Source organism: Pseudomonas putida (genome assembly GCF_026625125.1).
Taxonomy (GTDB): domain Bacteria; phylum Pseudomonadota; class Gammaproteobacteria; order Pseudomonadales; family Pseudomonadaceae; genus Aquipseudomonas; species Aquipseudomonas putida_X.
In genome coordinates this window covers 4709752-4722531 of record NZ_CP113097.1, presented here as the reverse complement: position 1 = coordinate 4722531, position 12780 = coordinate 4709752, and the positions used below count along the sequence as shown (strand labels likewise).

The 12780-nt window shown below is 58.0% G+C and carries 11 protein-coding genes; 4 read left to right on the top strand and 7 right to left on the bottom strand.

From position 1 onward, the window contains the following. Nucleotides 1–25: 25 nt before the first annotated feature. From OSW16_RS21740 to aepX, 4 genes are read right to left on the bottom strand one after another with little or no spacing between them, the layout of a single operon-like run. Nucleotides 26–595 (bottom strand): cupin domain-containing protein, encoded by a 570-nt coding sequence (locus OSW16_RS21740; protein ID WP_267818421.1) that lies wholly within the window; start codon nt 593–595, stop codon nt 26–28. Then, nucleotides 592–1341 (bottom strand): PHP-associated domain-containing protein, encoded by a 750-nt coding sequence (locus OSW16_RS21735; protein ID WP_267818420.1) that lies wholly within the window; start codon nt 1339–1341, stop codon nt 592–594. Before OSW16_RS21735 ends, OSW16_RS21740 begins: the two co-directional genes overlap by 4 nt. A gap of 3 nt (nt 1342–1344) precedes the next feature. Continuing rightward, a complete protein-coding gene (locus OSW16_RS21730) occupies nt 1345–1905 on the bottom strand; it encodes an HD domain-containing protein (protein WP_267818419.1) in 561 nt (186 codons plus the stop codon). Beyond that, on the bottom strand, nt 1886–2770 hold the full coding sequence (aepX, locus tag OSW16_RS21725; RefSeq protein WP_267818418.1) for a phosphoenolpyruvate mutase: 885 nt from the start codon (nt 2768–2770) through the stop codon (nt 1886–1888). Before aepX ends, OSW16_RS21730 begins: the two co-directional genes overlap by 20 nt. Before the next feature lie 210 nt (nt 2771–2980). On the opposite strand from aepX, the gene OSW16_RS21720 reads away from it, so the two are divergent. Beyond that, complete coding sequence (locus tag OSW16_RS21720) at nt 2981–4174, top strand: MFS transporter (RefSeq protein WP_267818417.1); 1194 nt, start codon at nt 2981–2983, stop codon at nt 4172–4174. A 110-nt stretch (nt 4175–4284) separates the two neighbouring features. Here OSW16_RS21720 and leuA read toward each other — a convergent pair whose 3' ends face one another. The 3 genes from leuA to xseA form a co-directional block, all read right to left on the bottom strand. Beyond that, the gene (leuA, locus tag OSW16_RS21715; protein ID WP_125924466.1) at nt 4285–5958 is read right to left on the bottom strand and encodes a 2-isopropylmalate synthase; all 1674 of its coding nucleotides are present in this window, start codon (nt 5956–5958) and stop codon (nt 4285–4287) included. A 477-nt stretch (nt 5959–6435) separates the two neighbouring features. After that, a complete protein-coding gene (locus OSW16_RS21710) occupies nt 6436–7263 on the bottom strand; it encodes a M23 family metallopeptidase (RefSeq protein WP_196996972.1) in 828 nt (275 codons plus the stop codon). Between the two features lie 3 nt (nt 7264–7266). Then, on the bottom strand, nt 7267–8646 hold the full coding sequence (xseA, locus tag OSW16_RS21705; RefSeq protein ID WP_241804297.1) for an exodeoxyribonuclease VII large subunit: 1380 nt from the start codon (nt 8644–8646) through the stop codon (nt 7267–7269). Between the two features lie 192 nt (nt 8647–8838). Between xseA and OSW16_RS21700 the strand changes: the two genes are divergently transcribed. The 3 genes from OSW16_RS21700 (at nt 8839) to guaA (ending at nt 12649) form a co-directional block, all read left to right on the top strand. Continuing rightward, complete coding sequence (locus OSW16_RS21700; protein ID WP_267818414.1) at nt 8839–9396, top strand: sugar ABC transporter ATPase; 558 nt, start codon at nt 8839–8841, stop codon at nt 9394–9396. Nucleotides 9397–9482: 86 nt separating this feature from the next. Then, the gene (guaB, locus tag OSW16_RS21695) at nt 9483–10952 is read left to right on the top strand and encodes an IMP dehydrogenase (protein WP_267818412.1); all 1470 of its coding nucleotides are present in this window, start codon (nt 9483–9485) and stop codon (nt 10950–10952) included. A 119-nt stretch (nt 10953–11071) separates the two neighbouring features. Beyond that, a complete protein-coding gene (guaA, locus tag OSW16_RS21690; protein ID WP_241804300.1) occupies nt 11072–12649 on the top strand; it encodes a glutamine-hydrolyzing GMP synthase in 1578 nt (525 codons plus the stop codon). The last annotated feature ends 131 nt before the right edge of the window (nt 12650–12780 follow it).

Below are 12780 nucleotides of genomic sequence, written 5' to 3'. Positions count from 1 at the left end.
GCCACCTGGTCTGTTGTTTTTAATGCTAGCCATAGTTGATGGCGATAATTTCTGATTTCTCACCAGGTACATTGCTGACAAACCCGTGAGGTACATCGGGGAGAATGAAGATGGAGTCGCCCTCGTTCAATATCCCTTCTTTAAACTCATTGTCAGAGTCCAGCCACCGAACCCGTACGCTCCCTTTAGTTACGTATACAACTTCCTTTGATGAGTGCCCGTCATTCAAAGGCATGCATTGGAAGTCGTTGGCGCGTACATCCAGTCGTAGAGCCATTAATCGAGGGTCTTGATTGGTTGTAACCAAATGCTCATAAGTGTAGCAATGAGTACCATTTCTGATTTCTTCACGCTTGAAGCCAGTTCCTCGCCTAGCTATTTTTACGCCATCATCCAAGTCGGTAATAGTAAAACCTAAAAAAAGATCGCTCAGTGGCAATGCCAAGTAGCTAGCAAGCTCTCTCAATTGCTCAATACTTTCGAAGTAAGCAAATTTGTCATCGAGCTCCACATCACAAACGTGTGACATGGTCATCTTTCTCGAAGCAAGGAGTCTCTCAAGGTTGTTTTTGCAAATAGTTATTTTGTTGTTCATGGTTCCCTTCTCTCTGTGTCGGTTTGGCGATGGATCCTAGCCAAAGCAGTTAAACGCAATGAGTCGCGATCCGGTTCGTGCGTTGTGTGATGGCTGTGCAGCCATTTTTTCAGGGTGAGTGGACTGTGCGTGTTATCTTCATTTATAAGTGTTTTACAAGCGCCTATGGATATGAATGAGTGAGAATCAGACCCTCCTGTAGTGTCGAGATTTAATGTCGATGCTAATGTCAAGTATTTATGTATGTTAGTGAGGTCTTTGGCCGGGACCTCGATCGCGTTTATGCAGCGTTTTAAAGCTTCAAGATCTGAGCATGTCTTACCTGGCCAAAAAATATGGTGGGCTACTAGTTTAAAAGGTCTGCCTCGCTTCTCTAGCAGTCCATGAAGCGTATCCAGGGTATACGCGCTCGCTCGTCGATCAAGACTCAGCAGTGTTTCCAGGTCAGCATGCACGCCAATGTTCATATTGTTCGCGAGATGTAGCTCTGCACCGGGTAACACAAGGACACCGTTACAGATAACTGAGCCATCTCCCTGCGTGCTACCACCGAGGCGATTGCTGCAGAATAGACCCAGCATCAGTTTTTCGTAAGCATCAGCTTCGATGTGTTCGGTGATGCAGATTGCATCGAGTTCATTAAAGTTTGCTACTTTCAGCGTCTGGCTCACTGAGTTCCAATCCGGCGCTGCTTGCTGCTTCCACATGAGCAGATGCACATGAGCATCCAATATTGTCCTTTTCATTCATCACCTCATTACGGCCATGATGATTTTTTCATACCTTGAATACGCATTCACGAATCCATTGTCATACGGCGTGTCATCAAATTTTCGGATGGATAGCGCGTCATGGTGGTATGGCTGGTTTTGAAATGCCAAGATTTCTTCGCTTGTCATACGTCCCCCCTGGTTAAGTAAGCTTGACAGTGATCCCGAACTCAGTTGATCGTTGTAGTTTTCATTAACGGTGATTAAGTATCGCTTTGCATCGATATGGAGTTGAATGGGGATGCAGACTGACTGAGGGAACCATCGGTTTAGCCATTGGGCACCCAGATCAGCATGCTGGCAGTCCTTTTCATATGGAGTCATTTCCGGGTCACTGTTGCATAGGAAATGGCCAATGTCGTGGAATAACGCTGCGACAATCAGTTCTTCCGCACAGCCCTCAGTCAATGCCTGGTGAGCACTCCAAAGCGAGTGCTCCAAGAGTGTCTCGCCGTTGCTAAGCTTTACTTTTTTACATTCAAGCATGATTGTTTTGAGCATGTGGCAGGCAGCCTGCATGCTAGCTTTCTTGTCGAGCATAAATCAGCTCCGCATCCTTCAGTTCGTCGTAGTTCAGAAGTTGAAATACTTCGGAGAGCGAACAGATGTTATTGTCGATGTTGCAGATGCTATTGTCTGCCTGAATTTGTGCTGCTGCATTTCGCATTGCAAGCAATGAGGCCCGCATCATTTGGTTTGCACATATATACACCGAGACCCCAACTTCCTGTAGTAGCTCCGTCGACACGTTTTTGTAGGTTGTTGGGGCGACTATCAAAGGGCAGCGTCCTGCCCAGCACTTACTGAATTCCAATACGTCGAATCCGTCTGTCTCTTTGGAGTGTATAAAAATTCCATCGGCACCTGCTTCGTAGTACTGCTCCGCTCGTTTCAAAGCCGCCTGGACACTCATTCCGGCTACCAATGCTTCTGTACGAGCAATAACGATAAAGTCATCGTCCCGTTTCGAATCCTGCGCAGCTTTAATCTTTCCGCAAAATTCATCCACGCTACTAAGTGCGTGCTCATGGCTGACGAACGAGTTCATTTTAGGAAACTGTTTGTCTTCTAAAGAAACTCCAGCTATCCCATAGTGCGACAGGCGCTTAACTATGTGCCTTACATTATTGAAATTACCGAAGCCTGAATCTCCGTCGAAAAGAACAGGGATATTTACTGCGTCAGCTATGCATTGAGCAACCTCCATGACCTGACTCCATGATGCCTCATTGCAATCGCGAAGCCCCATCGCTGAGGAAATAGCGAGTCCCGACGCCCAAATAGCTGGATAGCCCGTTTCCTCGACTATTCTAGCGGAGAGCCCATTGTGGGCCTCCAGAATCAGGTCGAGCCTGCCGTTGAATAATAGTTTTCGGAAACTTCCTACAGTTTTTTTTCTTGACATCACAAACTCCGTTTTTTGTTGTTGTGGATGAGTTGCTGATTCAGTCTTAGTCGCACTTGGTGAAAAACTCAATGCCCTGTATGTTTTTTTTACATTTGCTCTTCCAGGGATAAAATTGTCACTGTCAGGTGACAATTCAACCTAATCTGCTGGTTGACGGTAGATTGGCCGCGATTTACGCTTCGTTGATTGATTTGTAACTAGTTAATTATGAACAATCAATCAAAGGCAATAACATGTCTGCTTCTTGCTTTCTTTGTCGAGGCGTGTGCAACGCAGGTGATTTTTATCTACGTACCGCTAAGCAGGCTAAGTGGGTCGGGGGATGAAGTTTTCTCAGCGCTGCTAAGAGCGACCGTTTATTTAGGTCCAGTTGCCTTTGGTTATTGGGCTGGGAGACTTGTGGATGGAGTTCGCTCGCGAGCCTTAGGTTTCTTGGTCGCGCTGGGGCTATGCTGTGATGTGGCGTTGTATGCGATTCGGCGAGGGGGATGGACGTTGTTAGAGACGTTTGTTCTATTAAGTGTGATTTCCATCGGGATATATATACTCAGCAATCTTCGTGCTTGCCTGATACCCCGTATCCTCCATAAAGATTTACTCCCGCGCATGAATGCACGATTACTTATCGTCGAGCACTGTGCGCTCATCCTATCGCCCGTCGCCGTCTCATATTTTTTGATGTTGCAAAATCCGGCGGTAGTATTTTATGGTGCTTCCATTTGTTTTTTGCTTTCAAGTTTTCTGTATCGCTACTCCTCTTTCGAACTCCCGCCTCGCATCGCCCCGGTTGTCCCCACTTCCTTTATCTCCAGCTATAGGGCGCTTGTGCAAAACAAGCCGCTGGTGCATGTTGTTTATATCGTCGTGGGCAATAATGCCTTCACAGCTATTTATCTTTTTTTCGTGCTCCTGAGTGCTGCGGACAGTGGGGTATTCAATATCAGCGAAACACCATTCCTTTTGGTTTCATATGCTTTGGGTTCCATTTTTTCCGGATTAGTCGCACCGAGGATGATGCGTGCATTAAATACCCGCATTGCTGTGTGTACATGCAGTGCTGGAATGGCTGCATCAGGGGTGTCGCCACTTGGACTAGGAACGTTTGAGTCTTACTATGTGTCGGCCTTTTTCGTGGGCTTCTTTGGGGCCTATGTGATCATTACAGCTTGGACATTGAGACAGGCGCTGGTACCCGCGGCTTTGCTTGGCAGAGTCACCGGAATTACCAGTGCACTCTTCAAAGTTTCGATGCTGCTTTCTGTCCCATTGGCAGGGTTGATAAGCAGTTCTTTTGGCAGCGCTGTAGCCATACTTGCGGGTATTGTGCCCGTAGGGTTAGGGCTCGCACCTATGGCAGTCGCTTCGTTGAAAGTGAAAATGGGTAGTCCTCATACTGACTGACGGGCCTGATTTTTCTTAAACTGTTGTTTAAGCTGGCTGACAGTCCAACTGGTGAATCCAGGGTAAAAAAAAGCCCGCATCACAGATGCGGGCTTTTTTGGGGGGGCAAGTTACGCGGCCTTGGCCTCTTGCTGGCTCAGCGAGCGGTTCAGCGCGCTGAACAGTGCCTTGAAGCTGGCCGTGGTGATGTTCTCATCGATACCCACGCCGTGCACAGGGCGGCCACCGGCCACGCGCAGTTCGATGTAGGCCGCGGCCTTGGCATTGGTGCCGGCACCGATGGCGTGCTCGTTGTAGTCCATGATCTCCACCGCAACCGGCAGGCCGGCTACCAGGGCTTCGAGGGCGCCATTGCCCTTGCCGCGCCAGTGCAGGGTAGTTTCGCCTTCACCGGCGACTTCCACTTCCACTGCGCTGTGGCCGTTTTCTTCCTGCAGGCGGTGGCTGACCAGTGCGTACGGGCTGTTGGCCTGGAGGTATTCCTTGTGCAGCAGGCTGTAGATCTGCTGCGCGGTCATTTCCAGGCCAAGGCGGTCGGTTTCACCCTGAACCACCTGGCTGAACTCGATCTGCATGCGGCGCGGCAGGCTGATGCCGTACTCCTGCTCGAGCAGGTAGGTGATGCCGCCTTTGCCCGACTGGCTGTTGACGCGGATCACGGCCTCGTAGCTGCGGCCGATGTCGGCCGGGTCGATCGGCAGGTACGGCACTTCCCACAGCTCGCCTTCCTGCTGCTTGGCGAAGCCCTTGCGGATGGCGTCCTGGTGCGAGCCGGAGAACGCAGTGTGTACCAGGTCACCGACATACGGATGCCGCGGGTGAACCGGCAGCTGGTTGCACTCTTCGACCACCTTGCGCACGCCGTCGATGTCGGAGAAGTCCAGTTGTGGGTCGATGCCCTGGGTGTAGAGGTTAAGCGCCAGGGTCACCAGGTCGACGTTGCCGGTACGCTCGCCATTGCCGAACAGGCAGCCCTCGGCACGGTCGGCACCGGCCATCAGGCCCAGTTCTGTGGCGGCGATGCCGGTGCCACGGTCGTTGTGGCAGTGCAGGCTGATGATCACGCTGTCGCGGCGGCTGATGTTGCGGCAGAACCACTCGATCTGGTCGGCGTAGATGTTCGGCGTGGCAACTTCCACGGTGGCCGGCAGGTTGAGGATGACCTTGTGCTCAGGCGTCGGGTTCCACACTTCGATGACTGCGTCGCAGACTTCCTTGGCGAACTCAAGCTCCGTGGCGCTGAAGGTTTCCGGCGAGTACTGGAATGTCCACTGTGTTTCCGGCTGCTGGGCGGCGTACTTGACGAACAGCTTGGCCGCGTTCACCGCGATGTCCTTGACGCCTTGCTTGTCCTGGTTGAAGACGATGCGGCGGAACGACGGGCTGGTGGCGTTGTACAGGTGGACGATGGCCTTCTTGGCCCCGCGCAGCGATTCGAAAGTACGCGCGATCAGGTCTTCACGGGCCTGGGTGAGCACCTGGATGGTGGTGTCATCCGGGATGTGACCCTCTTCGATCAAGGTGCGCACGAAGTCGAAATCGGTCTGCGAGGCGGACGGGAACGAGGCTTCGATTTCCTTCACGCCAACCTGCACCAAGGTCTTCCAGAACCGCAGCTTCTTCTCCGAGTCCATCGGCTCGATCAGCGACTGGTTGCCATCACGCAGGTCCGAGCTGCACCAGATCGGCGCTTCGGTGATGGTCTTCGACGGCCAGGTACGGTCTGGCAGGTCGATGGTCGGGAAGGCGCGGTACTTCTTCGAAGGGTCTTTGAGCATGGTCATGGAAGCAATCCTTTTGTGTGCGGCCGAGATCGGGCCTGCCGAGCGATAACGAGATGAAGAGGCGAGGCGACGCGATCAGCCTGGTAGTCGGGCGCTGACCAGGCAAAGGCTGCGATGTTGTCGGAGCAGGATGAGGGTGCTGGTGGTTTTCATGCCTTCAACCCTAACCAGTGGGGTGAGGGATGGCAAGCGCTGCCGAAAAATTGAGATAAATGCTTAAAAAAATCTTTATGGCGAGATTTTATGGCGGTTATTCGTCTCAAGCTTTACACCTGTTGCGCGGTATTTTTTGATCGCGCAAATCAAGCCAAGGGGTGCAAAAGGGCGGGCCCCATCGCCGGCAAGCCGGCTCCCACCACGACCGCGCAGTTCTTCCGGCCAGCGCTTTACCTGTGGAAGCGAGCGTCTTGCCCGATATCTCAAAGCCGGCGCAAATCCATGTGGGAGCCGGCTTGCCGGCGATGAAGGCGCCACGGATCAAGGCTGGAACGCCCCAATGAAGATGGCCGGATCCACCCGCGCATCATTCAGGCTAACGTTCCAGTGCATGTGCGGCCCGGTCGCCCGCCCGGTCGACCCAACCTTGCCCACCACATCCCCGCGGCGCAGCTGCTGGCCGACATTCACGTCGATCTTCGACATGTGGCAGAACATGCTGATGAAGCCCTGCCCATGGTCGACGAACACCGTGCGGCCATTGAAGAAATAATCGCCCACCAGAATCACCTTGCCATTGGCCGGTGTCTTGATCGGCGTGCCGGCTGGCACCGCGAAATCCAGCCCCGCATGCGGGTTGCGCTCTTCACCGTTGAAGAAGCGGCGAACGCCGAACTTGCTCGACAGCGGGCCGCTGACCGGCTTGTCGAGGATCAGGTTGCTCGGCAGGTTGGGGCTGAAGCTGCGGTAGGCCTTGATCTGCTCGGCCAGTTCACGGTCGATGCGCTTGAGGTCGGCGGGGTTAGGGTTGACCTGGCGCTTGTTCTTCAGGGTGATGTGCTGCTCGGGGTACTTCTTGGTGCCAACGCTGAACGGCAGGGTGCGCCCGCCTTGGGACAGCACGGCCGTGCCGGGCTTTTGCGTCAGTGGAATGCCGACGATGGCCAGCCAGTTGTCCTGCTCTTTGACCACCAGCACCGGCTTGCCGTCGAAGCGTGCGCTCGGCGCTGTGGCCGCCGGGCCCAGATCGACCACGGCAACGCCACCCGGGACAGGTTTGTTCAGGGTGCGGGTGATGTAGCTGGCCTGGGCGCCGCCAGCCAGCAACAACAGGGATAGGGCAAGCAGAGGGGCGAACAGGCGGGGCATGTGTCAGTCCAGTAGGGAAAGGGTGACCGGAGTCAGGTGGTTGTCCTCGACGCGCACCTGCAATTCGCCTTCATTCAGGCGGGCTGTCAGGCGCTGGCCGTTGCGGGTTTGCTCGGCACTGCGGATGGCTTGGCCATGCTCGTCGAGCAGGATGCTGTAGCCGCGTGCCAGGGTCGCCAACGGGCTGACCACTTGCAGCGTCTGCAGTTGCGCCTGAAAGCGCTGGCGACGGTCCTTGAGCACCTCGCGCATGGCCCGCGGCAGGCGCTCGGCGAGGCTGTCCAGGCGTTGGCTGAGCAGTTTCAACGTGCGCCCCGGATGTTGCGCGGCCAGGCGTGTGTCCAGGCGCGCCAGGCGTTCGCGGCGCTGGTTGAGGCCCTGCAGGAACGCGCGGCGCAGGCGCATGTCCAGGTCGTCCAGGCGCTGGGCCTGCTGGCGCAAGCGCTCGCCGGGGTGGCGCAGGCGCCGGGTCAGCGATTCCAGGCGCAGGCGGTCGTGGGCCAGGCGGTTCTGCATGCGCAGCAGCAGGCGCCGCTGCAGCCCCTCAAGGCGCTGCTGCAGCCCGCTGTTATCGGGGGCAAGCAGCTCGGCAGCGGCTGAGGGCGTAGGGGCGCGCACATCGGCAACGAAGTCGCTGATCGACACGTCGGTCTCATGGCCCACGGCGCTGACGATCGGTGTGACGCAGGCCGCGATTGCACGCGCCACGGCCTCTTCGTTGAAGCACCACAGGTCTTCCAGCGACCCGCCGCCACGGGCCAGGATCAGGGCATCGAAACCGCGGCTGTCGGCCAGGCGAATCGCGCGCACGATCTGCGCGATGGCTTCGCGGCCCTGCACCGCTGTGGGGATCAGGTTCAGTTCGACTTGCGGAGCGCGGCGGCCGAAGACGCTGATGATGTCGCGGATGACCGCACCGGTGGGCGAGCTGATGATGCCGATGCGTTGCGGGTGGGCTGGCAGCGCCTTCTTGCGTTCGGCACTGAACAGGCCCTCGGCCCCGAGCTTTTCCTTCAGTGCCTCGAAGGCCAGGCGCAGGGCGCCGTCACCGGCCGGTTCGACTGTGTCGAGAATCAACTGGTAGTCGCCACGGCCTTCGAACAGCGAGACCTTGCCACGCACTCGCACTGCCAGGCCATCACGCAGGGCCTGGCGGACCCGCGTGGCGCTCTGCCGGAACAGCGCGCAGCGCACCTGGGCGCCGCTGTCCTTGAGGGTGAAGTACATGTGGCCGGAGGCCGGGCGGGCGAGGTTGGATATCTCGCCTTCCACCCAGACACTGCGGAACACGTCTTCCAGCAGCACACGGGCACGGCCGTTGAGCTGGCTGACGGTGAGGACCTCGCGGTCCAGGCCGAGTCGTTCGAAGGGGTCTTTGATCATGGGGGCATGATAAGGGGGTGGGGGGAGGGCGCCAAGTGCAGGGGGCAATTTTGCCTTGGACTAGGTGGTTGCGCACAGAGGCCTCGGCTGTTGCAGCGATGGCGCCTGCGGCCTTGCGCTGACCAGGTCGCTACCTGGGCGCGTGAACGGTAGAATTGCCCGACCACCGCAATCCCCAGGCCCGTTTCGCCCATGAACACCCAGAGCATCATCGTCCCTAAACTTTCCACCGTACCTGTGCACGAGGCCCGCGCCCGGGCCATCCTGCGCTGGCTGGTGCGCGAAAAGGTGGTCGAGGAGCAACTGACCACCTGTGGTCGCACCGGCAACCGCATGGGCCATGCCCTGGCCGAAGGTGCACGCAAAATCGCCCTGCACCCGGAACAACTCCCGATCGGCGTGCCGGTGAACGGCCTTGAAGTGATGCTCAAACGCTGCATCTATACGCCCACCGAGGGTTTCCTCGAAGAAGCCGGCTGCCCCGAGTGCCGGCGCGAGGTGGGCGAACCTTTGTTCGAAAGCCTGGAGGAGTGGATGCCGGGGGTGAGTGACAACTTCACCTGCCCGTTGTGCGGCTTCGAAGACGACATCAATGGCTTCATTTACCTGCAGCCATGTGCCTTTTCCAACCTGGGGTTCATCTTCAACAACTGGGGCGAGGCCGGGTTTACCCAGGCCTTTCTCGACAGCTTCGCCGACTGGCTGGACCAGCCGGTGGCGGTGGTGCAGGTAAAACTGCCAGCACGCTGACCGAAGGCCCTTATTTTGCATTGAGCGGCGCGCCGTGGATGAGTATAATGGCGCGCTTCCATTTTTCCCGCCCGGGAGCCCCCGCGATGCTGCGTATCAGCCAAGAAGCCCTGACTTTCGACGATATCCTCCTTGTACCTGGCTACTCCGAGGTACTGCCCAATGAAGTCAGTCTCAAGACCCGTTTGACTCGTGGCATCGAGCTGAACATTCCTCTGGTTTCCGCCGCCATGGATACCGTGACCGAAGCGCGCCTGGCCATTGCCATGGCCCAGGAAGGCGGCATCGGCATCATCCACAAGAACATGACCATCGAACAGCAGGCCGGCGAAGTCCGCAAGGTCAAGAAGTTCGAGGCTGGCGTGGTCAAGGACCCGATCACCATCGACGCCGACGCCACTGTGCGCGACCTGTTCGACCTGACCCGCCTGAACAACATCTCGGGTGTTCCGGTGCTGGAGAACGGCGACCTGGTCGGTATCGTCACTTCCCGTGACGTGCGCTTCGAAACCCGCCTGGATGCCAAGGTGCGCGACGTGATGACGCCCAAAGAGCGCCTGGTCACCGTGCGCGAAGGCGCCGACAAGAACGAAGTCCGCGAGCTGCTGCACAAGCACCGCCTGGAAAAAGTCCTGATCGTTGACGACAAGTTCACCCTCAAGGGCATGATGACCGTCAAGGACATCGAAAAGGCCAAGGCCTACCCGCTGGCCAGCAAGGACGACCAGGGTCGCCTGCGCGTCGGCGCTGCGGTCGGCACCGGCAAGGACACCGGCGAGCGCGTTGCTGCCCTGGTTGCCGCTGGCGTTGACGTGGTTGTCGTCGATACCGCCCACGGCCACTCCAAAGGCGTGATCGACCGTGTTCGCTGGGTCAAGGAAACCTACCCGCAAGTTCAGGTGATCGGCGGCAACATCGCCACTGGCGCTGCGGCCAAGGCCCTGGCAGAAGCCGGCGCCGACGCCGTGAAGGTCGGTATCGGCCCAGGCTCGATCTGCACCACCCGTATCGTCGCCGGTGTCGGCGTCCCGCAAATCAGTGCCATCGCCAACGTTGCCGCCGCACTGGAAGGTACGGGCGTGCCTCTGATCGCCGACGGCGGCATCCGTTTCTCGGGTGACCTGTCCAAGGCCATCGTCGCCGGTGCTTCCTGCGTGATGATGGGGTCGATGTTCGCCGGCACCGAAGAGGCTCCGGGTGAAGTCGAGCTGTTCCAGGGCCGTTCCTACAAGGCCTACCGCGGCATGGGCTCGCTGGGTGCCATGGCGCAGGCGCAAGGCTCCTCCGACCGTTACTTCCAGGACTCCTCGGCCGGTGCCGAGAAGTTGGTGCCGGAAGGTATCGAAGGCCGCGTACCGTACAAGGGCGCCCTGGCCGCGATCATCCACCAGCTGATGGGCGGCCTGCGTTCGTCCATGGGCTACACCGGCAGCGCAACCATCGAAGAGATGCGCACCAAGCCGGAATTCGTGCGCATCACCGGTGCCGGCATGGCCGAGTCCCACGTGCATGACGTGCAGATCACCAAAGAAGCCCCTAACTACCGGGTCGGCTGAAGCCTCCAGCGGTAAGTAGCAAGCTCCAAGCGGTAGTTGCGTTGCAGCAGCTACCGCGTTTTCCCCGATCAACTTGCAGCTCGCAGCTAGACGCTTGCAGCTGCACCAGAGATTGAGTCATGGCCCTCGACATTCACGCTCACCGCATCCTGATCCTCGATTTCGGTTCTCAGTACACCCAGCTGATCGCCCGCCGCGTGCGTGAGATCGGTGTCTACTGCGAACTGCATCCGTTCGACATGGACGATGAAGCGATCCGCGAATTCAACCCGCGCGGCATCATCCTCGCCGGCGGCCCCGAGTCGGTCCACGAAGCCAACAGCCCGCGTGCTCCGCAGGCCGTGTTCGACCTGAACGTACCGCTGCTGGGCATCTGCTACGGCATGCAGACCATGGCCGAGCAACTGGGCGGCAAGGTCGAAGGTTCGGACCTGCGCGAGTTCGGTTATGCCCGTGTTGACGTGGTCGGCAAGAGCCGCCTGCTCGACGGCATCGAAGACCACGTCGATGGCGACGGCGTACTGGGCCTGGACGTGTGGATGAGCCACGGCGACAAGGTCACCCAGATGCCGGGCAACTTCAACATCCTGGCCAGCACCCCGAGCTGCCCGATCGCCGGCATGTTCGACGACGCGCGCGGCTACTACGGTGTGCAGTTCCACCCGGAAGTGACCCACACCAAGCAGGGCGGTCGCATCCTGTCCCGCTTCGTGCAGGACATCTGTGGCTGTGAAGCCCTGTGGACCCCTTCGAACATCGTCGAAGACGCCATCGCCCAGGTGCGTCAGCAAGTCGGCTCGGCCAACGTTCTGCTGGGCCTGTCTGGCGGTGTCGATTCCTCGGTGGTCGCTGCGCTGCTGCACCGCGCCATCGGCGACCAGCTGACCTGCGTCTTTGTCGACAACGGCCTGCTGCGTCTGCACGAAGGCGATCAGGTGATGGCCATGTTCAAAGAGAACATGGGCGTAAAAGTGATCCGTGCCGATGCCGAGAAGCAGTTCCTCGACAACCTGGAAGGCGAAGCCGACCCGGAGAAGAAGCGCAAGATCATCGGTCGTACCTTCATCGACGTGTTCGACGCCGAAGCCAGCAAACTGGAAAACATCCAGTTCCTCGCCCAGGGCACCATCTACCCGGACGTGATCGAGTCGGCCGGCGCCAAGAGCGGCAAGGCTCACGTGATCAAGTCGCACCACAACGTGGGTGGCCTGCCGGAGGAAATGAACCTCAAGCTGGTCGAACCGCTGCGTGAACTGTTCAAGGACGAAGTGCGCAAGATCGGCCTGGAACTCGGCCTGCCGTACGACATGGTCTACCGCCACCCGTTCCCAGGCCCAGGCCTGGGTGTGCGGATCCTCGGTGAAGTGAAGAAGGAGTACGCCGACATTCTGCGTCGCGCCGACCACATCTTCATCGAAGAGCTGCGCAAGGCCGACTGGTACCACAAGACCAGCCAGGCGTTCGTGGTGTTCCAGCCGGTGAAGTCGGTGGGTGTCGTGGGCGACGGCCGTCGCTACGCCTGGGTCGTGGCCCTGCGTGCTGTCGAGACCGTGGACTTCATGACCGCGCGCTGGGCGCACCTGCCTTACGACCTGCTGGAGACTGTCAGCGGCCGTATCATCAACGAAATCGACGGTATCTCGCGCGTCACCTACGACGTGTCGAGCAAGCCGCCGGCCACTATCGAGTGGGAATGAGTTGAGCCACAAGGGCGCCGCAAGGCGCCCTTGTTGTATCTGGGAAGGCCGATGAGCCCCCTGCGACGAGACTTCACTTAATCTTTCGCATTTGCAGGTGTATCGTATTCGCCCTTCATCGCCAGCCGTGC

What these genes read in the sequence shown, in the direction of transcription:
- OSW16_RS21700 (WP_267818414.1), top strand. Translation starts at nt 8,839, where the DNA reads ATGAACACCCAGAGCATCATCGTCCCTAAACTTTCCACCGTACCTGTG.
- aepX (WP_267818418.1), bottom strand. Translation starts at nt 2,770, where the DNA reads ATGTCAAGAAAAAAAACTGTAGGAAGTTTCCGAAAACTATTATTCAAC.
- OSW16_RS21720 (WP_267818417.1), top strand. Translation starts at nt 2,981, where the DNA reads ATGAACAATCAATCAAAGGCAATAACATGTCTGCTTCTTGCTTTCTTT.
- guaA (WP_241804300.1), top strand. Translation starts at nt 11,072, where the DNA reads ATGGCCCTCGACATTCACGCTCACCGCATCCTGATCCTCGATTTCGGT.
- leuA (WP_125924466.1), bottom strand. Translation starts at nt 5,958, where the DNA reads ATGACCATGCTCAAAGACCCTTCGAAGAAGTACCGCGCCTTCCCGACC.
- OSW16_RS21740 (WP_267818421.1), bottom strand. Translation starts at nt 595, where the DNA reads ATGAACAACAAAATAACTATTTGCAAAAACAACCTTGAGAGACTCCTT.
- guaB (WP_267818412.1), top strand. Translation starts at nt 9,483, where the DNA reads ATGCTGCGTATCAGCCAAGAAGCCCTGACTTTCGACGATATCCTCCTT.
- OSW16_RS21730 (WP_267818419.1), bottom strand. Translation starts at nt 1,905, where the DNA reads ATGCTCGACAAGAAAGCTAGCATGCAGGCTGCCTGCCACATGCTCAAA.
- OSW16_RS21735 (WP_267818420.1), bottom strand. Translation starts at nt 1,341, where the DNA reads ATGAAAAGGACAATATTGGATGCTCATGTGCATCTGCTCATGTGGAAG.
- xseA (WP_241804297.1), bottom strand. Translation starts at nt 8,646, where the DNA reads ATGATCAAAGACCCCTTCGAACGACTCGGCCTGGACCGCGAGGTCCTC.
- OSW16_RS21710 (WP_196996972.1), bottom strand. Translation starts at nt 7,263, where the DNA reads ATGCCCCGCCTGTTCGCCCCTCTGCTTGCCCTATCCCTGTTGTTGCTG.